Annotated in this window: 18 protein-coding genes; 11 read left to right on the top strand and 7 right to left on the bottom strand. The window is 59.8% G+C overall.

All coding sequences use genetic code 11. The annotated features are described in order from the left end of the window. Positions 1-81 precede the first annotated feature (81 nt). The 4 genes from AC6IZO_RS16030 to AC6IZO_RS16015 are packed head-to-tail and all read right to left on the bottom strand — an operon-like array spanning position 82 to position 9,258. Positions 82-1,581: an efflux transporter outer membrane subunit gene (locus AC6IZO_RS16030; RefSeq protein WP_497806420.1), complete on the bottom strand. Its 1,500-nt coding sequence runs from the start codon at positions 1,579-1,581 to the stop codon at positions 82-84. After that, positions 1,578-4,682 (bottom strand): efflux RND transporter permease subunit, encoded by a 3,105-nt coding sequence (locus AC6IZO_RS16025; protein WP_497806418.1) that lies wholly within the window; start codon positions 4,680-4,682, stop codon positions 1,578-1,580. The genes AC6IZO_RS16030 and AC6IZO_RS16025 overlap by 4 nt, the downstream gene beginning before the upstream one ends. Then, a complete protein-coding gene (locus tag AC6IZO_RS16020) occupies positions 4,679-8,059 on the bottom strand; it encodes an efflux RND transporter permease subunit (RefSeq protein WP_497806416.1) in 3,381 nt (1,126 codons plus the stop codon). The genes AC6IZO_RS16025 and AC6IZO_RS16020 overlap by 4 nt, the downstream gene beginning before the upstream one ends. Beyond that, a complete protein-coding gene (locus tag AC6IZO_RS16015) occupies positions 8,056-9,258 on the bottom strand; it encodes an efflux RND transporter periplasmic adaptor subunit (protein ID WP_497806414.1) in 1,203 nt (400 codons plus the stop codon). The genes AC6IZO_RS16020 and AC6IZO_RS16015 overlap by 4 nt, the downstream gene beginning before the upstream one ends. A gap of 1,957 nt (positions 9,259-11,215) precedes the next feature. Here AC6IZO_RS16015 and AC6IZO_RS16010 point away from each other — a divergent pair. The 11 genes from AC6IZO_RS16010 to AC6IZO_RS15960 all read left to right on the top strand — a co-directional run bounded on the left by AC6IZO_RS16010 (position 11,216) and on the right by AC6IZO_RS15960 (position 21,796). Then, positions 11,216-12,142, top strand: a complete 927-nt coding sequence (locus tag AC6IZO_RS16010) for a SphA family protein (RefSeq protein WP_497806412.1) — start codon at positions 11,216-11,218, stop codon at positions 12,140-12,142. 68 nt (positions 12,143-12,210) lie between these two features. Beyond that, a complete protein-coding gene (locus AC6IZO_RS16005) occupies positions 12,211-13,299 on the top strand; it encodes a 4Fe-4S binding protein (RefSeq protein WP_497806410.1) in 1,089 nt (362 codons plus the stop codon). Between the two features lie 238 nt (positions 13,300-13,537). Next, complete coding sequence (locus AC6IZO_RS16000) at positions 13,538-14,119, top strand: hypothetical protein (protein ID WP_497806408.1); 582 nt, start codon at positions 13,538-13,540, stop codon at positions 14,117-14,119. A gap of 194 nt (positions 14,120-14,313) precedes the next feature. Beyond that, a complete protein-coding gene (locus tag AC6IZO_RS15995; protein WP_497806406.1) occupies positions 14,314-16,140 on the top strand; it encodes an FAD-dependent oxidoreductase in 1,827 nt (608 codons plus the stop codon). Then, on the top strand, positions 16,133-16,612 hold the full coding sequence (locus tag AC6IZO_RS15990; RefSeq protein WP_497806404.1) for a cytochrome c3 family protein: 480 nt from the start codon (positions 16,133-16,135) through the stop codon (positions 16,610-16,612). Before AC6IZO_RS15995 ends, AC6IZO_RS15990 begins: the two co-directional genes overlap by 8 nt. Positions 16,613-16,956: 344 nt before the next feature. Next, a complete protein-coding gene (locus AC6IZO_RS15985) occupies positions 16,957-17,322 on the top strand; it encodes a hypothetical protein (protein WP_497806402.1) in 366 nt (121 codons plus the stop codon). 69 nt (positions 17,323-17,391) lie between these two features. Continuing rightward, positions 17,392-18,471 (top strand): 4Fe-4S dicluster domain-containing protein, encoded by a 1,080-nt coding sequence (locus tag AC6IZO_RS15980; RefSeq protein ID WP_497806400.1) that lies wholly within the window; start codon positions 17,392-17,394, stop codon positions 18,469-18,471. A gap of 63 nt (positions 18,472-18,534) precedes the next feature. After that, positions 18,535-18,909, top strand: a complete 375-nt coding sequence (gene hypA, locus AC6IZO_RS15975; RefSeq protein ID WP_497809984.1) for a hydrogenase maturation nickel metallochaperone HypA — start codon at positions 18,535-18,537, stop codon at positions 18,907-18,909. Next, positions 18,906-19,601 (top strand): hydrogenase nickel incorporation protein HypB, encoded by a 696-nt coding sequence (gene hypB / locus AC6IZO_RS15970; RefSeq protein WP_497806398.1) that lies wholly within the window; start codon positions 18,906-18,908, stop codon positions 19,599-19,601. The genes hypA and hypB overlap by 4 nt, the downstream gene beginning before the upstream one ends. 222 nt (positions 19,602-19,823) lie before the next feature. Continuing rightward, positions 19,824-21,005: a hypothetical protein gene (locus AC6IZO_RS15965; protein ID WP_497806396.1), complete on the top strand. Its 1,182-nt coding sequence runs from the start codon at positions 19,824-19,826 to the stop codon at positions 21,003-21,005. A gap of 14 nt (positions 21,006-21,019) precedes the next feature. After that, positions 21,020-21,796, top strand: coding sequence for a hypothetical protein (locus tag AC6IZO_RS15960; RefSeq protein ID WP_497806395.1), 777 nt, complete (start codon positions 21,020-21,022; stop codon positions 21,794-21,796). A gap of 80 nt (positions 21,797-21,876) precedes the next feature. Here the strand turns inward: AC6IZO_RS15960 and AC6IZO_RS15955 are convergent, their stop codons facing one another. From AC6IZO_RS15955 to AC6IZO_RS15945, 3 genes are all read right to left on the bottom strand, one after another. Then, positions 21,877-22,716 carry a DUF362 domain-containing protein gene (locus AC6IZO_RS15955; RefSeq protein WP_497806393.1) on the bottom strand — a complete coding sequence of 280 codons (840 nt, stop codon included), beginning with the start codon at positions 22,714-22,716 and terminating at the stop codon, positions 21,877-21,879. 113 nt (positions 22,717-22,829) lie between these two features. After that, positions 22,830-23,249: a cytochrome c3 family protein gene (locus AC6IZO_RS15950; RefSeq protein WP_497806391.1), complete on the bottom strand. Its 420-nt coding sequence runs from the start codon at positions 23,247-23,249 to the stop codon at positions 22,830-22,832. Between the two features lie 28 nt (positions 23,250-23,277). Beyond that, on the bottom strand, positions 23,278-25,092 hold the full coding sequence (locus AC6IZO_RS15945) for an FAD-dependent oxidoreductase (protein WP_497806389.1): 1,815 nt from the start codon (positions 25,090-25,092) through the stop codon (positions 23,278-23,280). Between the last annotated feature and the right edge of the window lie 42 nt (positions 25,093-25,134).

The raw sequence follows: 25,134 nt of genomic DNA, 5'->3' as shown, positions 1-25,134 counted from the left end.
GGACGGCTCTTTGCAGAACTTGCGCAAAAGGAATGGGCCCGGCAGCGCCGGACCCATGATGAGATCGCCTGTTTCGATTGATTACTTCTTCGCAACGTCCTTTTCGCTTGGCAGCGCGCTGCTGTCCCACCCGCCGCCAAGGGCCGTAATCAACTGCACGGTTGAGGTCATCTGACTGGTGTGCAGCTGCGTCAGGGTCAACTGGTTGCTCAGCAGGCTGGTCTGCGCCGAGAGCACATTGAGGTAGGAATCCAGGCCGCTCTTGTAGCGGTCATTGGCAATTGCCTCATAGCGAGCCGAAGCATCCACCGCCAGCTTTTCGCGCTCGATCTGCTCGGCGAGGCGGCGGCTGGAAACCAGGTAATCCTCCACCTCCTTGAAGGCGTTCAGCACCGTCTGGCGGTAGGCCGCAACGTCCGCGTTGTACTGCGCTTCGTAGCGCTGCACGTTCGCCTTGCGTCCGCCAAAATCAAGCAGCGTCTGCGAAACAGTGGCCCCCAGTGACCAGAAACGTGCCGGCCAGCTCACCACGTCGGCCAGTGCCGAGCTTGCGGTGCCGCCGCTTCCGGAGAGCGTGATTGTTGGGTAGAAAGCGGCCTTGGCCACGCCGACCGTGGCATTGGCTTCCGCCATGGTGCGCTCGGCGGCGGCGATATCCGGGCGGCGTTCCAGCAATTGCGATGGAAGCCCGGTCGGCACCGCAGGCACAACCACGACCAACGGCTTGACCGGCAGCGAAAACGTGCCCGCCGGCTCGCCGATGAGCAGCGCGATGGCGTGCTCATACTGCGCGCGCGTGGTACCCACGGCCACCGCATTGGCTTCGGCGGTGCGCAATGTGGTTTCCGCCGAAACAACATCCTGCTGCGAATCAATGCCAAGCTCGAAGAGGCTCCGGGTCAGCTCCAAAGATTTCTTATACCGCTCAATCGTCTGATCGTAGATCTGCTGCTGCGCATCCTGGCCACGAAGCTCGAAGTAGTACTCCGCCAGGCTTGCCTGCTCGCTCAGTGTCTCGTTCGCCAGATTGGCCGCGCTGATCTGTGCCGCTGCCGAATCCGCCTTGACCGCGTTGCGTACGCTGCCAAACAGGTCGGTCTCCCAGGAGACCGACGCAGGCAGTTCATACGATGAAGACGACTTGGTGGAGCTGGCCCGGCCGCCATCCGAGCCGCTCACCGACGGTGAGATGCTCACCGTGGGAAACAGCGAGGACCGGACGTTGCGCACCACTGCGCGCGCCGCCATGTAGTTCTCGAAATACTGCTTGATGTTCTGGTTGTTGATCGTCAGGCGCTCTTCCAAGGCGTTGAGTTCTGGATCCTGAAAGGCCTCCCACCATTTGCCGCGCGGCAGCGTATCGCCCGGCGCGGCCTGCTTCCATCCGCCCGCCGCGGCCAACTGATTGCCGGGCTGGTTCTCTTTGTACTCCGGCGGCGTTGGCACGGAAGGACGCGAGTACTGCGGGCTGACGTGGCATCCGGCAGTGGCAATCAACAAGGCGGCGGCCAGGCTGCCGCTCCCGATGCGGCGCAGCGCCGCGGAAGAAACAATGGCACAGTGGAGTCGTTCGAACATCATAGGGCCTCCAAGGGACGAGCGGCGGCCTGTGACTGGCTCCGCTTTCCGGAAAAACGCAGATGGATGCGATCAAGTACGAGATAGACGACCGGCGTGGTGTAGAGCGTCAGCACCTGGCTGACAACCAATCCGCCGAGAATTGTGTAGCCCAGTGGACGGCGCAGTTCCGCGCCAATGGCGTGCCCGAATGCCAGCGGTACGGCGCCGAAGAAGGCCGCGGCACTGGTCATCAGAATGGGGCGGAAACGCATCACGCAGGCCTGGAAGATGGCCTCGGCGGGCGGCAGATTCTGCTCGCGCTCCAGTTGCAGCGCAAAGTCAATCATCATGATGGCGTTCTTCTTGACGATGCCGATCAGCAGGATGATGCCGATGATCGAGATGACGTTCAGATCGCAATCGAACAGAATAAGCGTGATCACGGCGCCAAGCGATGCCGACGGCAACGTCGTCAGAATCGTGATCGGATGCATAAAGCTCTCATAGAGGATTCCGAGCACGATGTAGACGGCAAATATGGCGGTCGCAATCAGTATCGGCTCGCTGGAGAGCGAATCCTGATACTGCTGTGCGGTGCCGCTGAATGTGCCGTGAACCGTATTCGGCAGTTGCAGACGGTTTTCGACGGCGTGAATTTCCTGAGTGGCCTTGCTGAGCAAAACACCGGGTGCAAGGTTGAAGGAGATTGTCGCCGAAGGATACTGCCCCGTGTGGTTGACCGAAAGCGGCCCGGTACGGGCACGCTCTGTAGCCAGCACGCTCAGCGGCACGGCACCGTCGCCGTTCTGTACGAAGGTAGAGCGCAGCGTGTCCGGGCTCTGCGTGAAGCGCGACTGCGCCTCCAGCACCACGTGGTACTGGTTTAGCGTTTTGTAGATGGTGGAGACCTGCGCCTCCGAGAACGAGTAGTTCAACGCGTTATCCAGGTCGCTGGCGGTCAGCCCCAGCCGCGCCGCGGTGGCACGGTCGTAGGTCAGGTAGGTTTGCAATCCACCTGCCTGCATGTCGCTGTTCACGTCGGTAATTGTTGAGAGCTTCTTCATCGCCAGCGTCAGCTTCGGCATCCAGGTCTTCAACTCCGCGGAGGAGTCTGCCTGAATCGTGTACTGATACTGCGAGTTCGATGACCGCCCGCCGATGCGCAGGTCCTGCGCGGCCATCAGGAAGGTTTGTGCTTCCTTGATCTGGCCCAGCTTCGGGCGCAGGCGGTTGACGATATCCGTGGCGCTCGCCTTGCGCTGCTCCAGCGGCTTCAGGGCGATGAACATGAAACCGCTGTTCGACGAGCCGCGGCCTCCGGTGAAGGCGACAACATTCTCCACGCCGGGGTCCTGTTTGACGATGGTGACGGCCCGCTGCACTGCGGCGTTCATCATGGTGAAAGACGCGTCCTGCGGCCCCATCAGGCCGCCCATGATGGCGCCCGTGTCCTGCTGCGGGAAGAAACCCTTGGGAATGCGCACCAGGTACACGATGTTCAGCGCCATGGTGAAGAAGAACAGAACCAGCACGAGCGCCGCGTGCTCCTGCAGCACCCAGCGAAGACTGTGCCGGTAGCCGTTGAGCAACCCGTTGAACATCGCTTCGGTGACGCGATAGAGACGTCCGTGCGTTTCGTCTTTCTGGCGGCGCAGCAGCAGCGAGCACAGCATTGGCGTGGTGGTCAGCGAGAGCACCATCGAGATGAGGATAGCCACCGAGAGCGTTACCGCAAATTCGCGGAACAGCTTGCCGACGATGCCGCCCATCATCAGGATGGGGATGAAGACGGCTACCAGCGACATGGTGATGGAAAAGACCGTGAAGCCGATTTCGCGCGCGCCCTGCAGCGCCGCGTCTTTCGGCGCCAGCCCCATCTCGAGGTTGCGCGTGATGTTCTCCATCACCACGATCGCATCATCGATGACGAAGCCGGTCGAGATCGTCATGGCCATCAGCGAGAGGTTATCCAGCGAATAGCCAAGCAGGTACATGGCGGCAAAGGTTCCGATCAGCGAGATCGGCACGGCGATGCCGGGGATGATGGTGGCGCGCCAGTCGCGCAGGAAGAAGAAGACCACCAGCACCACAAGCAGCACGGAGATCATCATCGTCCGTTCCACGTCATGCAGCGAGGCGCGAATGGTGGTGGTGCGGTCCAGCGTCAGGTTCAGGTCGATGCCCGCCGGAATGGAGGCACGCAGCGCGGGCAACTCGGCCTTGATGCGATCCACGGTCTCGATGATGTTCGAGCCGGGCTGCTTGAAGACGATCATATCGACCGAGGGCCTGCCGTTCATGTATCCGGCGGAGCGTGCGCTCTCGGTGGCATCCACAACTTCGGCCACATCCTGCAGATGGATGGCCGAGCCGTTCTTGGTGGCGATGACGAGCGGGCGGTAGTCAGTGGCTTTGGAAAGCTGGTCATCGACCGTGATGTAGCTGATGGTCTGCCCGTCGCTGATACTGCCCACCGGAGAATGCGCGTTCTGCGCCTTCAGGAAGGTGGCAACCTCGGCGAGGTTGATGCCGTAGTGCTGCAGGCGCAGCGGATCGATCTCCACGCGCACGGCCGGCAGCGACGCGCCGCCAATGTTCACCTGCCCGACGCCCGGAATCTGCGCCAGCCTCTGCTGCAGCACGTTGGAGGCCTGGTCGTAGCGGGCGCCCACGCCGTAGGCCTTCGAGGTCACGCTGAGAATCGCAATCGGCGCATCCGCCGAGTTCATCTTGCGATAGGTCGGGTTCGACGGAAGGTTGGTCGGCAGATAGCTGCGTGCCGCATTGATGGCGGCCTGCACGTCACGCGCCGCAGCGTTGATGTTCCGGCTCAAGTCGAACTGGATCGAGATGCTCACGGAGCCGGTGGAGCTCTGCGAGGTCATCTCCTTTACGCCGGCAATGTGCCCAAGCTGGCGTTCCAGCGGTGTGGCCACCGAGGAAGCCATGACGTCCGGATTGGCGCCGGGCAAACTCGCGCTAACGTAGATGGTCGGTGAATCCACCTGCGGCAGCGGCGAAACCGGCAGCACGCTATAGGCGATGCCGCCGGCGATGGCAATCGCCGCTGTCAGCAGAATGGTGGCAATGGGCCGCCGGATGGCGGGAGCTGACAGGTTCATCGCTCGCTCTCCGGCGCCAGCTCCATCTGTGTGTTGCCCGCTTCGCCGCGGAAGCGCTGCGCCACGCGGTCAAACCACAGGTAGATGACCGGCGTGGTGTAGAGCGTGAGCACCTGGCTCAACAGCAGGCCGCCCACCATGGCAATGCCCAGCGGACGACGCAGCTCGGAACCGATGCCCTGCCCCAGCGCCAGCGGCAGGCCGCCAAACAGCGCGGCCAGCGTGGTCATCATAATGGGGCGGAAGCGCAGCAGGCTGGCCTGGAAGATCGCATCCTCGGCCTTCATCTGCTGCTCGCGCTCGGCACTGAGCGCGAAGTCGACAATCATGATGCCGTTCTTCTTCACAATGCCGATCAGCAGCACAATGCCGATGATGCCTACAATGCCGAGATCCTGTCCGCACACCCACAGCGCGAGCAGCGCGCCCACGCCCGCGGATGGCAGCGTCGAGAGGATCGTCAGCGGATGGATGAAGCTCTCATACAGCACGCCGAGCACGATGTAGACCGTCAACAGCGCGGCCAGCACCAGCAACCCTTCGTTCGAGAGCGAGTTGGTGAACGAGGCCGCCGTGCCCTGGTACTTGGTCTGCACGTTGATGGGCGCGTGCACCTCCGCCACCGCTTTATTGATCGCCTCCACCGCCTGGCTGAGGTGTACGCCCGGCGCCAGGTTGAATGAGATGGTGACAACCGGGAACTGTCCCTGACGGTTGACGCTCAGCGGCACCGTCGCTTTCTGCATGCTGGTGAACGCCGAGAGCGGCACCGACAGCGCCGTGCCCGAGCTGGACGAACTGCTGCTCGAACTGGAGCCTGATCCGGAACCGGACGACAACGTGCTGCTCGTGGTCTTCAGCGTGCTGCTGCTTGAGCTCGCGCTGGAAAGCGATGACGTGCTCGCGGCAGTGCTGACCGAAGATGCACTCGACGATGACGACAGCGCGGAGGTGGGCGAACTACTGCTCACCCCGCTCGTCGAAGACGCCGTTAACAGCGAACTGCCTGAAGAGGACGAACCCGAGCTGCTGCTTGACGACGAAGACGAACCGGACGCCTGCACGTAGATATCCTGCAGCCGCGAGGGATCGCGCTGATACTCCGGCGCCGTCTCCAGAATCACGTGGTAGAGGTTGGTCTGCGTGTAAATGGTCGAAATCTGCCGCTGACCAAAGCCATCGTAGAGCGTGGCGTCGATGGTCTGCGGGGTGATTCCCATGCGCGAGGCCGTCTGCCGGTCAATGTGGATGGCGATGGCGTTGCCGTTCGGCATCTGGTCGGTGGCCACGTCTTCCAGTTGCGGCAGCGTCTTCAGCTTGGCCACGATCTTCGCGGTCCATGCCTGCAATTCCGCCTCATCGGTGTCCTGCACCGTGTATTGGAACTGCGTGCGGCTGACGCGGTCTTCCACGGTCAGGTCCTGCACCGGCTGCAGGTAGGCCTGAATGCCGGTGACCTTTGCCATCTTTGTGCGCAGCCGCCGCATCACCGTCATTGCACCGTCGCGTTGCGCCAGCGGCTTCAAGTTGATCTGCATGCGTCCGCTGTTGAGCGTGGTGTTGGTGCCATCCACGCCGATGAACGACGACAGCGACTCGACGGCGGGATCGGCCAGTGCGATGCGCGCCAGCGCCTGCTGACGCTGCGACATGGCATCAAAGCTGGTCGCTTCCGGCGCCTGCGTAACAACCTGCAGAATGCCTGTGTCCTGCGTCGGGAAGAAGCCCTTCGGGATGAAGTAGTACAGAGCGACAGTGCCGACAATGGTGGCCAGCGCAACCATCAGCACCGCGCGCTGATGCCCCAACACCCAGCGCAGCGAACGTCCATAGCCCGCGATGGTGCGCTCAAAGACCGACTCCGACCAGCGGTAGAAACGCGACTGCTCCTGCTCGGAGCTGTGCCGCAGTAGACGCGAGGACATCATCGGCGTCAGCGTCAGCGAGACCACGGCGGAGATCAGGATGGTCACCGCCAGGGTGACGGCAAACTCGCGGAACAGCCGGCCCGTGATGTCGCCCATGAACAGCAGCGGAATCAGCACGGCAATGAGCGAGATGGTGAGCGAGAGGATGGTGAAGCCGATCTCTCCGGCGCCCTTCAGCGCGGCTTCCAGCGGCGCCATGCCCTCTTCCAGATACCGGCTGATGTTTTCGATCATCACGATGGCGTCGTCGACGACGAAGCCGGTGGCGATGGTGAAGGCCATCAATGTCAGGTTGTTCAGGCTATAGCCAAGCGCGTACATGGCGGCAAACGTGCCCACCAGCGAGAGCGGCACGGCCACGGAGGGAATGATGGTGGCGCGCAGGTTGCGCAGAAACACAAAGATGACCATGACCACCAGCGCAATGGTCAGGCCCAACTCAAACTCAACGTCCTCGACAGAGGCGCGCACAGTCACGGTGCGGTCAGTCAGCACTTTGACCTGGACCGAGGCGGGCAGCGTGTTCTCCAACTGCGGCAGCAACGCCTTGACCGAATCGACCACCTTGATGGTGTTGGCGTTTGACTGGCGCTGAATATTCACCAGCACGGCCGGGGTCGAGCTCGCCCACGCGGCCAGCCTCTCGTTCTCCACGCTGTCCACAACATTGGCCACATCGCTCATCAGGACCGGTGAGCCGTTCCGGTAGGCGATGACAAGGTTGCGGTATTCGTCGGCGGAAGCCAACTGGTCGTTGGCGTCAATGGTGTGCGCCTGCTGCGGGCCGTTCAGCGTGCCCTTGGCACCGTTGACGCTGGCTGCGGTGACAGCCGTGCGGATGCTCTCCAGTGAAAGCCCGTGCGCGGCGAGCGCGGCCGGGTTCGCCTGAATGCGCACGGCAGGCTTCTGCCCGCCCTGGATCGTAACCAGACCCACGCCGTTCAACTGCGAAATCTTCGGTGCCAGCCGTGTGTCCGCCAGATCCTGCACGCGAGAGAGCGGCAGCGACTTCGAGGTCAGCGCGAGCGTCAGCACCGGCGCGTCCGCCGGGTTCGTCTTGCTGTAAACCGGAGGCGTTGGCAGGTCTGACGGCAGATAGCTGTTGGCGGCATTGATGGCGGCCTGCACTTCCTGTTCGGCCACGTCAATATCCACGCTCAGGCTGAACTGCATCACGATGACAGAGGCTCCGCCGGAGGAGTTCGACGTCATCTGCGTCAGGCCCTGAATCTGCCCGAGCTGCTTTTCCAGCGGCGCCGTCACGGTCGAGGCCATCACGTCCGAGCTCGCGCCCGGATACAGCGTCTGCACCTGGATCGTCGGGTAGTTCACTTCCGGCAGCGCGGAGATTGGCAACTGAAGGTATGCCACCGCGCCCACCAGCAGCACGGCCACCATCAGCAGGATGGTGGCGACAGGGCGGCGAATGAATGGCTCGGAAATACTCATCGTGCCTGCTTCCCTGCGCCGTTTGCGTTGGCCAAGGTGACCTTCGCGCCGTCCTGTATGCGGTCAAAGTTGCTGGTCACCACCGTGTCGCCAGAGGAGAGCCCCTGCACCGCGCTCTGGCTCTGCGCAGAGTACTGCACGTTGATGTTGAGCAGCTCCACCGTCTTGTCCGCCTTTACGCGGTAGACGAAAGCCTGCTGGCCGTTGTACTGCACCGCCACGGTCGGCACCAGCAGCACGTTCTCCAGCTGCTTCAACTGCAAGCGCGCGTTCACAAACTCATTGGGAAACAGCTTGCCGTCCTTGTTCGTGAAGGTGGCGCGCAGCTTTACCGTGCCGGTGGTGGTGTCCACCTGGTTGTCCAGCCCGAGCAGCTTGCCGCTGGCGAGCTGGTTGGTGCCGCTACGGTCAAACAGGTCTACGGTCAGCGGAGTCTTGCCGGTCATCTGCTCCTGCACGGCGGCGATGCGGTCCTCCGGCAGCGCAAACACCACGGTGATCGGGTCAATCTGCGTGATGACCGCAATGGTGCTCGACGAGCCGGAGAAGATCGTGTTGCCCGGATCCACCAGCCGCAGGCCTATGCGCCCGGAGATCGGCGCCACGATGGTGCAGTACTCAAGCTGCACCTTGTAATACTGAATCGAGGCTTCGTCGTTCTGCACCGTGCCCTCGTACTGACGCACGGAAGCTTCCTGATCGGCCACCGTCTGCTGTGCAATGGCGTTGCGCTGCAACGCGTCCTGGTAGCGCTTCAGGTTCACGCGCGCCTGCTCCAGCGCGGCCTTGTCGCGCACCAGCGAGCCTTGGGCCTGCGCCAGTTGCGCCCGCGTCGGACGCGGATCAATCTGCGCCAGCACCTGTCCCTTGTTGACGAACTGTCCCTCACGGTAGTTCACCGAGAGCACGCGCCCGCTCACCTGGCTGTAGACGTTGACCGTGTGCTCCGGCGTAACCGTGCCGAGCGCATCCACTGAAATCGGCATGGTGCCGAGCTTTGCCGCAGCCGCGTTCACCATGGTGGCGCTGCCCGCTCCACCCGGCGCGGGGCCGAAGCCCGCCGCAGTGCTCTTCGTCTTGTGCAGCAGAGGCAGCAGCAAAGCGCCGCCAACTGCGGCCACAATCAATACCGCCATCCACCGCCGGTTTCCCTTCCTGGCGGTCCCCTCATTGTTCAGTTGCGCGTGCGCTTCATTCATTTGCGAAGTTTCCTCATGAGATCAATTCCCTGTTTTGCCCGGTTCATCAGAATGGCAGGCTGCGAACACAGTCCCTTATTCCAATAGACAGGATGAGGGCGAAAGTGGCGGTTTAAGATTTGTAAAAGCAGCTCAAGGTGTGCAGAAACATGCAATTCAGGCCGTTTATACGAGGATTTTGGGAACCCTGAGGGCCGTGGACCAGTGCATCCAGCAGGGACGTGCCGCAAGCTGCAGACGTTGTGGGACGCTACGAAGTGAGGATGGCCGTCCTTAGCAGACGATTTTAGAACTCTCCTGCGGGCTGTAGAACCAGCGGCATAGACATTCAACTCCCCCGGACAACGAACAGAACGTTGTCCGGGCCACCCGCTCCCAAAACACAAGCGGCAGGCCGCCTCAAGGCAACCTGCCGACAGACACCTATACTGCAAGCCTTCGCCACCGCCCTCTCGCTGCGCGAGAAGGATAGGGCACCCGCTTACTTACTCGACGAAAAGGGTGCACCACTCGCCAAGCCTCGTCGTACAGCCATCTGAACTCGTCATAGCTATACTCGGTCTCGGCGATACCTCTCTAGAAAAGGCAATGTCACACTGACGATCAGCACCGAAAATAGCATTCCGTTCAGCAATGCCATCCAGAGCGTCATTGGAGGAAGCAGGCAGAAGAGGAACATCCAAGTGCTCTCTCCCGGTACCTTCGGCGAAGATTGGACATGAAGAAATACCGACGGAGCTAGCATGGAGACAGGCCCGAGAATATATATCCTGGCCAAAACCCACCTCCATCTAGGCAGGTGCTTGGTAACTATCCAACTTGCCACGCCAAGCAAAGTTACTCCCGCGAGGGGAACAGCATTCAGTGTCCAAAGATTCGACTTCTGATTGAGGGCGGCATTAACAACGATGGCAGGAAGCCAGAACGAAAGCCCACCCATTGCAATCCAATACAGCCTGTTCTTCATCACACCCCCATCAGATCAAAATATTCCCGGCGGGTGGCGCACCCTTTCTCTGGGCATGGTTCTCGAATGCCATACCCTCTCGCGAAGCGAGAGGGGGGAGTGTTGACTTCACGCACACCAAAGCCCCCCCCCATCCGCTCTCTTCGCCTCGCCATCCACTCCGAGTCGATCTCAACTACTCGATCAATCCCTCGCATAGTATCGAAGGCTGGCAGGGCGGCTCTGCTTGCGGCTCGATATCTCTCCCCCGCGCGCCATGCTAGTCCACGAAGCATCGTCACAGCGTAGTGCAACAGCAATTTCAATGCGAATGAATTGTGGATGGAATTGATGGGAAAAATGCGCAAAACACGGGCAGATTTGAGCTGCCGCCCCTTTAGTTCCTAGTGGTCAATCTGAGTCCAGCTAGCGGCCAACCGATCGCCAGCAAGAAAACTCGTCGGGCAGAGATCTCTAGGCCGCGCCGGTTGCAAAGTCCCGATAATCCCCCCCAGCACACCCGGTTCGACACCCATGATCTGCCTCGATTGTCTCGGTGCCGAGTTGACGACCGCAGTCAGTGCTCGATCGATAGGCGTTTTTCGTTGCGCAACAGTTTTCGACGCCTCTTCATAGCAGAAACCAACCACAGAACCCGCCCGCCTCACATTTAAGCACCTGCTCAGAAATCAAGCCCATTCAGGAAGTACGCTCCAGGCAACACTGTGCGGTCTTCCGCGGACAGGCTCCCATACATATCTGTTTTTCATGCGCAAATGGGATTACACGAATCATCCCGAGGAGATGCCAGACAGACAGGGCACAAAAACTCCATCACTGTTCCAAAGTATGGGACGGATTTTTCACAGTACTGCAACCATGGCCACGCACGACTTTCGAGACGTGTGGTGAACCAAGAGAGAACGCAGTGCGAGGGCGATGCTCCGTGTTGCGCTCGTGATAGTTCGTCCCCTTGGGTATGCGGACTTCAAACATACGAAGGACATTTCGATGAAGAAGCAGTTTGTTCTCGCAGTAATACTCATTCTCCTGGGCCTGTCGCAACTAGCGGCCGCCCAGACGACAGGCATTGGCCAAGCTGGGTACGTTTACGGGTTGGGAGCTGAAGGCTTCTATGCTCCAACCGTTCCTGCCCCGGGTTTCTATATCAAGGACTACAACTTCTACCAGTCGGCAACCACGCTCAAGAACAACTCCGGGAAGGATGTTCCGCTTGGTCTGGATGCTGGTGTCTTTGCGGTGCTGCCCCGTTTTATCTACGTTCCGAACAAGAAGCTGGTCGGAGGTTCAAACTTCCTCGTCTCGTTGACCACCGGCGCGGCCAGCGTGAACCTGAAGGAGACAGCAGTCGGTTACAGCACGCACGGCACCCACCTGATCGATCCCATCGTTTCCGTGGCACTGGGCTGGCACAAGAAGAACATGGATATCGTTCTGGGCAGCGACAACCACATTCCCGTGGGCGCCGCCGGCAGCGCTGACAAGGCGGGCAATGACGAGTGGACGGTGATCCCCTCCTTCGGCATTACCTACTACCTTGACAAGAACCACAAGTCGAACTTCTTCGTGCTGCCCCGCTATGAAATTCACTCCTCCAAGCGCCACTCCGACGTGCGCATGGGCGATGACTTCCACATTGAATACGGCTTCGCACACTCCATTCACCCCCGCGTCCAGGTTGGCCCCGTGGGTTACGCCGAATGGAAGGTGACGCGCGACAGCGGAAACGACATCACCTGGGACCGCACCGTGAAGAACAAGGTGTTTGGCATCGGCCCCGAAGTAATCATCTTCCTGCCGAACGGCGTCATCGCCCAGATGCGCGGCATCGCAGAATTTGGCGCAACCGGCCAGATGCAGAAGAACTCTGTGCACTTTGACCTGACCAAGCGCTTCGATTTCGGTCCAAAGAAATAGTTGTCCTCCCAGCCGAAACGGTGCCCGCGATGGGCACCGTTTTCGTGCTCGCGACAGGAGATTTCGTGATGCCTGAAACTGTTTATGATCAGCTCAGTAAGCGGCTGGATAACCTCGGCGTCGGATATCCGAAGATGGAGTCCGGCGTGGAATACACCTTGTTGAAGTACTTCTTCAGCGAGGAAGAGGCCAGCTACGTGGTCGACATGGAGGACAAGTATGAGACGCCCGCCGAGTTCGCTGCCCGCACGAAGCACGAAGCCGGACGTTCAGAAATCATCCTCGAATGCCTCGCCAAGAAAGGCTTGATCTTCCGTCAGCACCGGGATGGCGTTGTGCGTTATCGCCCCATCCCCGTCGCCCACGGAATGTATGAGTTCAACGTCAACAACTTGAATATGAAGTGGATGCCGGACTTCTTCCAGCATGTGCTGAACGGTCTGGTTCACAATGTGTTTTCCACCACCACCCCGTTTTTCCGCATTGTTCCGGTGAACAAAGACGTCACGGCCGATTCCAAGCTTCTGCAGTATGACGATGCCGCAGGCATGATCCGCAACGCACGCATTGTGGCGGTGGCCGACTGCGTTTGCCGCAAGGTGGGCGCGGCGATGGGCAACCCTTGTAAGAACAGCCTGGAACGCTGTTTGACGCTGAATGATGCCGCAGATTACTACATTGAAAATGGAACCGGCCGCCAGATCAGTGTTGATGAAGCTGTCAAGATCGTGGAAGAGAGCATCAAGGACGGCCTGTATCTGCAGGTCATCAATTCCAAGCAGGCGGAAGTCATCTGCGCATGCTGCAAGTGCCACTGCGGCGAGTTGGGAATGATGAACCTGGCCGGAGTGGATGCAATCGGCCGCAAACTCGTCAGCAACTACGTCTGTTCCCCCGATCGCAGCAAGTGCGACGGAAGCTGTTCGGACATCTGCGTCGGCGCCTGCGCTGTCTCCGGTTGGACGAAGACCGAAGCCGGCGAATTGCGCTTCTCCGGCAAGAACTGCGTTGGCTGCGGACAGTGCGTGCGCCAGTGCCCGAAGCACGCCCTGAAACTGATTGCCAAGGCCCCGTCCAACATCTTTGAGCCTGCGCCCGACATGTGGGACGGATACACAGACATCGCAAACTATCGGCGCTCGCACCCCAAGGCGTAGCGGCTCTACAAAGCGGTCAATCACACCCGGCCGGGAGCAGACTTCAAGGACTGCTCCCGGCCGGGTTCCTTCCGAAGAGACGCCCATGCCGCAGCGGCAGCCGGTTCGCCTGCGCCGGAGTTGCACCGCGAAGTTGTGCCTATTTCCCTCCTTAAGAATGGCCTTCTGCCTTCCCCGGCAGCACATACTCGGCACATGTGACGATGCTGTTCCGCATCGTCGGGAGCAGCTTCTGCACATGACCACGATTGACCAGCCCCGGCCCGCATGGACGACGAAGATCCCGTTGGCGGGCCGTCATCTCAGAATGATCGGCTACGACGGTTGCGATCAGTCGCGCATGCATCTCGCGTTTGTCACGCCGCGCACCGGCAGCGGGGCCATGCCGACGCGCTTGTGGATTGTGCCGGGAGCCTCGTGCCTTTGCCTGGCCTCATGCCTGGGGCTTGAGTCCTCGATGCAGCTCGCCGAGGAGTTCCAACGCTTCCTCCGCACCGATAATGCCGCGCTTGTCGCACTCGACGAACGGCCTCAGAATCTGGGCCAATTGATGATGGGAATGTCGCCACGACATGAGCAACGCCCCTGCAGCCGAGCTTGCGAGCGCAGCGCCGACGGACAAAATGGATGCAGCATCCGCCGAATTCTTGCCAGCCTTGAAGTGACGGATGTGATTCTCGAATACCCTCGCCTGCCCAGGAAGGGACGGCTTCCCTGGCCGCTCGCAGCTTTCTCCGGCGAATCGTGCCGTGAGCAGGCCAGCCATGCGTCGGAGATTTTTTATTCCGAATCGCGCGGCGAACGGATCTTCCCGCAATAACCCAACCACTGAGTTTGCCATTCCAAAGTAGGGCGCGCTGAATTCTGCGGACTGCCACGATACTTGCGCGGTTGACTGCTCTACTTCGTGCTGCAGGCTTGAAGTGCGCGACGATACACTGTCAATCGTCCATGCTCTGGCAGGCAGGTTCCAGGGGCCTGTTGTGGGCGTGCCTTTATTTCAGGAGAACTAATGTGAATTTTAAGAAAGACAAGCAATCGTCCCGGCGATCATTCCTGAAGGTTTCCGCCTTGGGACTCGGCGGTGCGGCCGTAGCGGGAATCGCCGCCTCCGCAGGCACCCCACGGGCAGAAGCGCATGAGCATGGAGATTCCGGCAACACCAATAGTGCCGGAGTCATGTCGAATCCGATCTCACCCCTGCCCATCCCTGACAATTGGGGTGCCAGCGCAGACGTCATTATCGTCGGTGCTGGTGGCTCTGGCCTGACGGCGGCTGTCACTGCGGCGCAGGCGGGCGTCAAGGTCATTGTTCTTGAGAAGAATGTCTTTGCCGGCGGCGACGCTTCGCAGGCCATGCTGTTCGGCGGCTTCGTTCCCAGCAAGTGGATGAAGAGCCTCGGCATGTGGGGCGATCAGTTGGACGACCCACAGCTTACGGCCAAGCGCATTGTCGGCCTCAGCGCGACGACCGTCTATGGCCTCGCCGACCCGAAGAATCCGAAACTCGGCGTGCCGATTGCCGCCATTGCTCCCAGCCTCGGCATCGCCGCCATGGGCATCCATGATTTCTTTGACAACCTTTACACGCCCACGGCGATTGCCGGACGCGATGCCAGCCTGATCCGCCGGATCCTTGAAGCACAGGCAGAGACCATCGACTGGTTGCAGAGCGATATGGGCGTGCAGTTCTCCCGCAAGCCCGTCGCCGGCCTGCCGATCCCCGGCCTCATGCACTGCCCCATCGACGCCAGGCACCCGGAAGAAGATTGGGAGTACTGGGACCCACACAACGCGCGCGGATTCACCGAGCCTCTTTACGACAAGGCACTGGAACTCGGCGTGACCTTCTACCTGGGGACGCCGGTGACGGGCTTGGTCTGCAACTCGGAGCCTCGTGTGGTGGGAGTTCGCGGCACGGTTGAGAACGGTTCGCACGTTTACGTGCAGGGCAAGGCCGTGCTGCTGACCACCGGCGGCTTTGCTGCGAACCGCGACATGCTCTACAAGTACGCACCCAAGGACCGCGTGGAGTCGGCCCGCTGCTGGAGTCTGCCCAGCGCCACCGGCGATGGCATCCGCATGGCCCAGGCACTCGGCGCCAAGCTGAACATGATGAACGAGATTGAAATGTGGGACGGTGGAGCTCTGCGCGACCACGGTACGCACGGCGTGTACTCGGCTCCGAACCAACTGGTACGACAGAAATCGCTGACCGTGAACAACAAGGGCAAGCGCTTCTTCTGCGAAAGCCAATATGCAGGCTACTACTTCAGCTACCAGGCGTCGCAGACCATCGCACAACCCAACCACGAATCGGCCACATTGTTCGACGCCAACTGCATCAAGCGTGAGGACCTCATCAAGAAGTTCAAGGGCTGGATCTGCGAGTATCCGTGCAAGTGGTTCGACAGCGACTTTGAAAAGTACCTTGCTGAAGGCGTCATTCTGAAGTCCGACACCATCGAAGGCATTGCCAAGCTGCTGGGCTATCCAGTGGACAACTTGGTGGCGTCCGTGAAGCGCTATAACGAGCTTTGCGAGAAGGGCTATGACGAAGACTTCTTCAAGCAGAAGGAATTCATGCATCCGATCAAGACGCCGCCTTTCTACGCGGTCAAGCAGGTGGGCGGCAGTTGCTTCAACACCTGGGGTGGCATGGTCGTGGACGGCAACTTCCGTGTGATGGATGAGAAGCTTGATCCGATTCGCGGGCTATATGCGGCGGGAGAAAACGTTGCCGGCGGCGCGGGAATTTCCTGCGTGCTGCCCGCCGGGCGGCTCGCGGCAAAAGCCATGGTTGGCGATGTGCTGAGCAAGGAGGGCAAAAAGAATGCGTAACCAACTCCATCATTGCTCCGCACTGATAACGTGCGTCATGCTTTCGCTGCTGTTGTGTGGCGGCATGGCCTGCAAGTCAAAGAAGACGGAAGAACCCACGAAGCCCGCAGTGGCCAGCAAGCCTCTTTCGCCCGAACTCTTCGTTGTGACGGCTGCACCGGGCACGATCAAGCCGGGCGCAATGCCGTCGCTCGATAAGCACGCAAAGCTAGGTGTAGGTTGCGTACAGTGCCACGGCGTTGATGCACCGGACCGTGCGCCCGACTCCAACAAGGCATGCATCGGCTGCCACGATTTGCAGAAACTGATTCAGGCCACCGCGAAGTATGACGATGGCAAACACAAATCGCAGAACCCGCATAATTCGCACATGCACGGCGTCTCGTGCCTTGTCTGCCATAGAAATCACTCGGACTCCGTCCTCTACTGCGACAAGTGCCACATCCCAAAATTCGGATGGAAGGTACCGTAGTTTCTTCCGGCTGGAGGAGGACGCCACAGGCACCTCCTCCAGCATGCTCTCAGCAGATTCTCTTCCTTCTTCTTTCCAACTCTTCCGCTCCCGCGCAAATGCCTTTCCGACCCCGCGCCCTCTGAATCTCCATTCAGCGAACACCGGCTGAGCAAGTCTTCGTTAGAGCCTTTGCGAAAATCTGACCGGCCATCCCAAAGTACGGTGCGAAGCACGCCCGCTACTGCAAAGATGCTCGCGGTGTAAAGACCTGCTCTCCGCACATGCCGTGCGCGAAGCACCTCGAACGCCGGTACCACGGTTCGTATCCCAGATTGTTAGCGCTCGGTTCCAAAGGGTTGCGAATGAAGATGTTGTTCATATTCTTTGCATTAGTTCTCATCATTGGCCTGCGGCCGGCAGCATCGGCGCAGGCTGGGCACGTTGGTCAGGCAATCACGCTCTATCGTCCTGGCATTGAGCTTTCTTCTCTGAACCGCAACGGATGCGCTCCCCTGCTCGACCTTGCAGACGTCTGCATCCCCGCCGATTTTTGCAAGCTTCGTCAGAGCTTTTGTGGTGCAACGGAGATTTCCGCGTTTGGAACCGGCGCGGATGTCTTTGCGAAACGTTCACCTCAGGCGGCCCTGTGCGCACCCTATGGCAAAATTGGAATGCGGCAACAGAAAAGCGGTTTTGAAGGACATTTGGCCAACGGATTCGCAGGATAATTTGCCGAGCGGAGCCCCGGCGTCACCGAGAATCGGCACCCGGGTCAGATCCGCAAAGAGAGATTGGAAATGGCTGAAGAAATCTACGCACAATTGCGCAAGAAGCTGGACAACCTAGGTGTTGGCTACCCCGCCACGGATTCGGGTGTCGAATACAGCATGCTGAAGTACATGTTCAACGAAGAACAGGCCTCCTACTTCGTGAGCATGGATGACACGTACGAATCCGCCGAGCAGTTCGCTGCGCGCACCAACCGCGAGTCCGCGCATGCCGCCGAGGTGCTGGAGCAGATGGTGAAGCACGGCACCGTGTTCCGCCTGCGTGAGGGTGGAGTTGCCAAGTACCGTCCAGTGCCGGTGGCTCACGGCCTGTTTGAATTCAACGTCAACGATCTGTCGCCCGCCTGGGTACCGGATTTCTTCAAGCACATTGGCAGCGGTCTTGCCACCAGCGTCTTCAACAACACGGAGCCGTTCTTCCGCGTCATCCCCGCCCGCAAGGACTTGGTCGTCGACTCCGCCGTGAAGCCCTATGACGACGTTACGGAACTGATCAACAAGAACACCATCTTCGCCGTTGCCGAGTGCATCTGCCGCGCGGTAGGTAAGATGGCCGGCAATCCCTGCAAGCACAACGCGGAGCGCTGCCTCATGCTCGGCGATTTCGCGAAGTTCTACATCGAAGAGAAGATGGGCCGCGAGATCACGAAAGACGAGGCCCTGAAGCTGGTTGCGGAAGGCGCGAAGGAAGGTCTGTTCATCCAGGTCATTAACTCCAAGAACGCCGAGTGCATCTGCTCCTGCTGCAAGTGTCACTGCGGCGAGTTCGCGATGGTGAACCTGGCCGGCGTGGATGCCGTGGCCCGTCCGTTCCTGAGCAACTACGTTTGCACGCGCGACAAGAGCAAGTGCGATGAATCGTGCAGCGAGATCTGCACCGGCGCCTGCGGTGTTGCCGCCTGGTCCGTCACCGATGGCAAGCTCACCTTCAGCGGCAAGGCGTGCGTGGGCTGCGGCCAGTGCGTCCTCCAGTGCCCGTCCAAGGCGCTGCAGCTTATCCCGAAGGCGACGATGTTCGAGCCTGCCGAAAACGTCTTTGACGGTTACACGAAGCAGGCCGCATACCGTCAGAACGGCTCGTCAAAGTAAAGGCACTCTCAGGGCAGGCCCCGGGGATGATCTGGATCGTCAAGAGACACCTCATCCCCGGTCCTGCGCAGAGAACGGGAGGCTGTTATCCACGAACTATCCGTTACCAAAGACATCCTGGAGACGGTGCTGCAGATTGCTGAGGACAACGGGGCACAGCGGATCGCGCGAATCACATTGACCATCGGCGAAATGCGCGACATTATTCCGGACCTCATGCAGCGCTACTTCCATTACGTTGCCGAAGGCACTCTAGCAGAGAGAGCCGAGTTGCACATCGACCAGGTGCCACTCTCCTTCCGCTGCAAGGCCTGCGCCCTCGTGTTCTCAGCGGACATTCGTTCCAAGCAGGCGATTCAATGCCCCGGCTGCGGCGGCCAGCATTCCGAGGTTGCAACCGGGCGGGAATTCCGCATTGAAGGGATCGACATACAATGACGTCGGAAATTCGCTACATCGATTTAAAGCAGAGAATTCTTTCCAAGAACAAGGACCTGGCACAGAAGGTGCGCTCGGAATTGACTTCCGAAAACGTATTCCTTGTGAACGTCATGGCTTCGCCTGGCTCAGGCAAAACCAGCCTGATCCTCGAAACCATCCGCCGCCTGGGCACGGAGAGCCACATCGCGGTGATTGAGGGTGATATTGAGTCGCAGGTTGACTCCGAGAAGATCGCCGCGCAGGGCGTACCCGCGGTGCAGTTGCGCACCGGTGGCTCCTGCCATCTCGACGCTGCGATGATTGGCGAGGCTCTGGCTGAGATGGACCTGAAGAAGCTGGACATGATCTTTGTCGAGAACATCGGCAACCTCGTCTGCCCGGCCTCGTTCGACATTGGCGCCGCCAAACGCGTCATGATCCTGAGCGTCCCTGAAGGCGACGACAAAATCCTGAAGTATCCCATGATGTTCTCCGTAGTCGACGCACTGATCATCAACAAGATCGACTACCTTTCGCTGTCGAACTTCGACGTGAAGGCCCTGAAGGAACGCATGGAGCAGATGAATCCATCGGCTGCGGTGTTTGAAGTCTCCTGCCGTACCGGCGAGGGTGTCGACGCTTGGTGTGATTGGCTGCGCGAGCAGAAGCGGCAAGCTGCCACCACAGCGCGCGAAGCCGTAGAGCAATGAAGTGGGTTTATGAACCCTTGCAGCAAGATATCCGGCGTGCTTCTGCACGCCGTTTCTTTTGCGAAAAATGCTCCGTAAGGCTCGCCTGGCGCTGAGAGAATATAGTCACTCCTCCCGACTTTAGTCCGGTGCGGGTAGGGCGGCTTCGGACCATGATGAGACGATTCAAAAGCCTGCATGGAGGTTTCCAGATCCGTGCCGGCACATTCATCAAGGAATGTTATGCACACCAATACGATTATTGTTGGCGGAGGCAGCGCGGCTATGTCCTGCGCGCTCCGCCTGAAAGAAGCGGGAGAAGAATTCACACTGCTGACGGATGTGCTCGGCGGCCGCATCTGCTACTCCGAGGAGGAGCAGGTGAACTTCGGCGCGTACTTCGTGATGGCAAACTACGAATTCGCAAAGCGTCTGGTGACCAAGCGCACCTGGATCAACCCGTTCAGCGTCACCTTCCACAACAGTGACACCGAGCGCTTCAACACCATCAGCTGGCACTCGGTAAAACGCCTGCCGCAGTTGCTCAAGTTCTACTGGGCCATGCGCACCTTCATCGGTCATTACGTCGAGTACAAAAAGCGCTGCCAGACCATGACGCAGCGCGACGCCATGGCGGCCGACAAGTACATCGAAGACCTCTTCTACAAGCCTGCATCGGAGTTCATCCGCGAGAAGAATTTTGAGAAGGCCGCACACGATTACATCTCCAAGTTCTCCTACGCCTGCACCGGCGTCGACATGGAGAACATTACGGCCCTCGACATGATGAACTGCTGCATGGGGCTGGCCATGCCCATCCACCGCTTCAGCTTCGACCGCGCCGGCATGGAGCGCCGTCTCGACAATCGCGTCGTGTACGGAACCGTGGTCTCGCTCGAGCGCCAGGGCGAACAGTTCGTACTCACCACCGCCGACGGCAAGGAATACACAGCGCGCAACGTGGTCCTGGCCACGCCCGCCATTGTCACGTCCCAGTTGCTCAAGCTGAAGGGATCGCTCCGCCAGACCTGCAAGCTCTACGTTTACCATGTCTCCGGCAAGCTGCGCCCGCAGTACGCGAAGAAGGAGATGAACGTCTTCCCGTTCGTCTCGAAAATCATCTTCACCGCTCTGATGGACGACGGCAGCTACCTGGTCTACACCCGCGAAAAGGACGAGAGGCTGCTCGAGCTTGTGTGCAGCGAGTACAAGCTGATCGGCTACAAGGGATGGGACAAGGCTATGTATGTCTACGGCCGTGCCTACGTGGAGCAACAGTATGGCGAGCGGCTTTACGTCGCAGGCGATCACAATGGACTTGGCCTGGAGCCGACGGCAATCTCCGGCGTGTACGCAGCGAATCAGATCATCGCGCACAGCAGTTCGAAGAACACACAAGCATCCATTCCGGTTGCGGCATCGTAGTCCTAGGAGCTTTCATGAGTTCGGAATTCACCTCCCCAAATCCGCAGCTCTCCGGCATGCGCCGCTGTCTGCGCGGCATCTTCAGCGCAAAAGGCCTGGCAATTCTTGCGGTCCTCATCGTAGCCGTCTTCTGTCTATATGATTTCGTGCTGATGCCGAAGCTTAACACCTGGGGCGCAACGCCGCAGGAAGTGGCGATGGCACTGCCGGGAGATTCCTACGTTCCCGGCGAGCCGTACTGGCAAATGACCGTCGCGACCACCGTTAACGCAGCTCCGGAGAAGATCTTCCCTTACCTTCTGCAAGCCGGACAGGACAAGGCTGGCTTTTACAGCTTTGACTGGCTGGAGCGGATGATTGGCTTTGGCATCCACAACAGCTACACCATCAATCCGCAGTGGCAGAACACGAAGGCCGGCGATTTCTGCACCTTCACGCAACAGGGCATGGGAATGCGGATCGTCTCCATCACCCCGAACCGCAACCTGCTGATGGTCACCAACGGACTCGACCGCAGCCACCCGCTGCCGCAGGGCAAATGGGAGCTGCTCTGGACGCCCGTGTTCGATCCGGCCAAGGGCAATTACGTCGCGTGGAACTGGGACTTCAACCTGTTTCCGCAACCCGACGGCAGCACGCGCGTGATTGTGCGTTGCAGGCATAGTTCGCAAGGCAATGCGATAACGAGATTTGCTTTTAAGAATGCCTGGGCGCTTCCCTCCGACATCATGGACATTGAGATGCTCCGCCGTCTGAAGGCTCTCGCCGAAGGAACTTACCCGCTACACTAATGCCTCGCTCACAACAGAAGGCCTGGCCGGGATCACCGGTCAGGCCCTTTTTAGTGCAGGCAGGAATTGTTGCTTGATTCTTAGTCTAGCTTGGCCAGCGAGGAGAACTCGCCGACGGTCTTCTCCACATAGTTGGGATCGCTGATCTTTGCTTCCACCGCGCCGTTTGGGCAGGTGCGTGCGCATCGGCCGCAACCGCGGCAGCGGTCAGAGTGCTTTGCCTTGCCGTCCACAACCTCGATGGCGCGGAAATAGCAAGTCTTCACGCAGGCACCGCATCCCTTGCACTTGTCTTCACGCACCTTCACCGTAAGTCCGGAGAGCTTGGGATAAATGGGCGCGACCAGTTCTTCCGGCGCGTGTCGGTAGTAGCTCATGAAGCAGCAGCAACTGCAGCAGAAGCAAATGCCAAGCAACGTCTTGTGATCTGGTACAAGAAAGGCGTAGTTATCCACGCGATAGCGGCCCACAGTAGGCGTCAGTCCGTCGGCCAGCGCACGGTCAACATGCTCCAGCGCTTCTTCCATGGTGACGCGCCGCGTAAACCCCGGCGTTACATCAAACCCGGTCTGCCCCAGGAACAAGCAGCCGATATCGTGCGTGTGATTCTTGCAGTCGCGCCCATGACGGCACAGGCACTTATTAAGGACGTGGTGGTACTTCGATTGGCGGATCAACTCCCTTGCAATTTCCGGTGGAAGCACCGTCGCTCCCTCCGGCACGTCGACCTTCACGGGGAGATTTGTGAAGTGGTTGTTCACCGGACGCAGGAGTGGATGAAAGCGTCCGAGGAACGGAATGCGCGAGGCCTTCATGAACAACTCAAGTCCGTCGAGCAGCTTTTCCACTGCGCTGCTACGCGTGAACACCCAGGCCAGCAGCTTGTGCTTCGGCTTCATTGCGCGGGGCAGATCGGCCATGCTTTTCACGTTGAGTGGTGGTTCCGTTTCCCTTGTCATCGGTTCTGCCTTTGTTGCATCTGGAATGAAAAGAGGGAGGAGGCATATACCCCCTCCCGGTGTGAGGTAGTGCGTTAGGGAACCTTCCAGCCAAACTTCGGAATGTGGCACTGGTCGCAGGCCAGCACCGAGGCCGAGTGGTTGTGGTGGCAGACTAGGCACGAGGCGCCGTGCAGATGCGAGTCGTGCGGGTTCTGCGACTTGTGCTTCACGTCGTCATACTTTAGCGTGGCCTGCACCAGCTTGGCCTGCTGGTGGCACTCCAGGCACGGCTTGTTGGACGTAGGCGCGGAGGTTGGAGCCGCTGTTCCATGGCACTTCTCGCAGCTCACGCCGTGCGCCGCGTGCTTGTCCATCGAAGGAAAAGTTGTGGCTTCCTGAGCGGTGCCCGGCGCATCGGTCACGATGAACGCGGGTTCCGAACGCGGCGTGGGAGCCGTGTGCTGCTTTGCAGGCTCGTTGGCGTTGCGGCAGCCAGCCGCAACCAAGGTCATTAACAATGCGAGGAAAATGCAGCTTTGCTTACGCATGCTTGGCCTCCCCGTCACCGTTGACAGCCTTCATGATCGCTCGACCGGCGAGCCGTCCGCCCGGAAAGACGAAGGCGAGGCTGGCTCCACCGGCTACGTTTTCGCCGGTGGCGTACAAGCCCTCGATCGGGTCATTCTTCGCATCCATCACGCGGAACGACTCATCGACCACCAGCCCGCCCCAGGTGTTGAAGCAGCTGCCGCCGATTTGTTTTACTGCGTAGAAAGGCGCCGTCTTGATGGGGTGCAGATATTGCGCCTGCTTGAAGAAGTCCGGATCGTACTTGGCCTCGCAGTGCTCGTTATAGCGCTTCACGGTCGCTGCCAGTTCTTCGGGCGGATACCCGAGCTTCCGCGCCAGCTCTTCAATTGTGTCCGCCTTCAGGATGACGCCTTGCGCCAGATACTTCTCGAAGTCATCGTCAAACCAGTTGCACGGATACTCACACACCCACGGACTGAATTTCTTGATAATGTCTTCGCGTTTGATGCAATTGGCGTCAAACAGCGTGGCGGACTCGTGGTTCGGCTGTGCAATCGTCTGCGCCGACTGGTAGCTGAAGTAGTAGCCACGGTACTCGGACTCGTTGAAGAAGCGACGTCCCCGGTTGTTCACCGTCAGCGACTTCTGGCGAACCAACTGGTTCGGCGCCGCATAAACACCATGCGTTCCATGATCGCGCAGTGCGCCGCCGTCCCAGATCTCGATTTCCTGCATCATGTTCGTGCGTGCTCCAAGACCCTGCGCCATGCGGATGCCATCCCCCGTGGCCCATGGTCCGCTCCAGGTGCGCACAGCTTCGGCGCGATCCTTTGAGCAGTAGCGGAACAGCATGTCGGAGTTGGCCGCGAAGCCGCCGGTGGTGAGCAGCGTGGCCGTCCCTTTTACAAACACGTCCTTGCCGTGATGAGAGCCACGCACGCCAAGCACGCGCTTCTTGCCATCGACGACCAACGCCGTCACGGGCGTCTCCAGGTAGAAGGTCACGCCGAGTTCGAGCGCACGGTTATAGAGCGGCTCGGTAAAACCGCGGCCGTTGTGCGGGTCCCAGTACTCCCAGTCTTCTTCAGGATGCTTGGCGTCAATGGGGCAATGCATGATGCCAGGGATGGGCAGGCCCGCCACTTGTCTGGTGGAGAATTGCACGTCCATCTTTTCCTGGAACCAGTCGATGGTTGCCGCCTGCTCCTCCATGATGCGGCGCACATATGCGGCATCGCGGCCGCATATCGGCGTGGGCGTATAGACGTTGTTGAACGCGTCCTGGATGCCCATGTATTCGACGGCGACAGAAGGAGCCAGGGCACCCACGGGCAGTCCAAGCTTCGGATTGTTCTTGTCTGCCAAGCCGTAGACGGTTGTCGCGCTCAGGCCGTTGATGCGCTTTTCGATCAGCTTCGGGTCATCGAGTTCCTTGCCCCAAAGACCGAGGCTTTTGAGCCACTTACTCGGAACAAACCCTTCAAACAACATGGCGATGGAGGAATCACCGCCACAGAAACAATTCTTTTCAAGGACGATGACCTTTGCGCCACTCTCGGCGGCGGTGACCGCAGCGGCCAGGCCGGCCCCGCCGCCGCCAATCACAACCAGATCGGCTTCGGCAGACCACTTTGCCGGCGCAGAAATCGGCGCGATGGGATTGGCGTTGGCCCCGGACGGCGTTGACGCCGCGACCGCCTCTGCCTGCGGCCCGCTGGAACCTTCCGCACCCGCGACGGCAACCGTAGCAGCAGCTCCCAGCCCCAGTGCCGAAACCTTTAGAAAGCTTCGGCGGGTGGAGTTCTTGGATTCTTTGTTGCTCAAGACAAATCTCCTTGTCGAAATCAGCAGCTTCTCAATGGCGAA

It is taken from the genome of Oryzophilus luti, from assembly GCF_059726245.1.
Note: the sequence above shows the minus strand (reverse complement) of the source record. Positions and strands in the feature narration are given on the sequence as shown.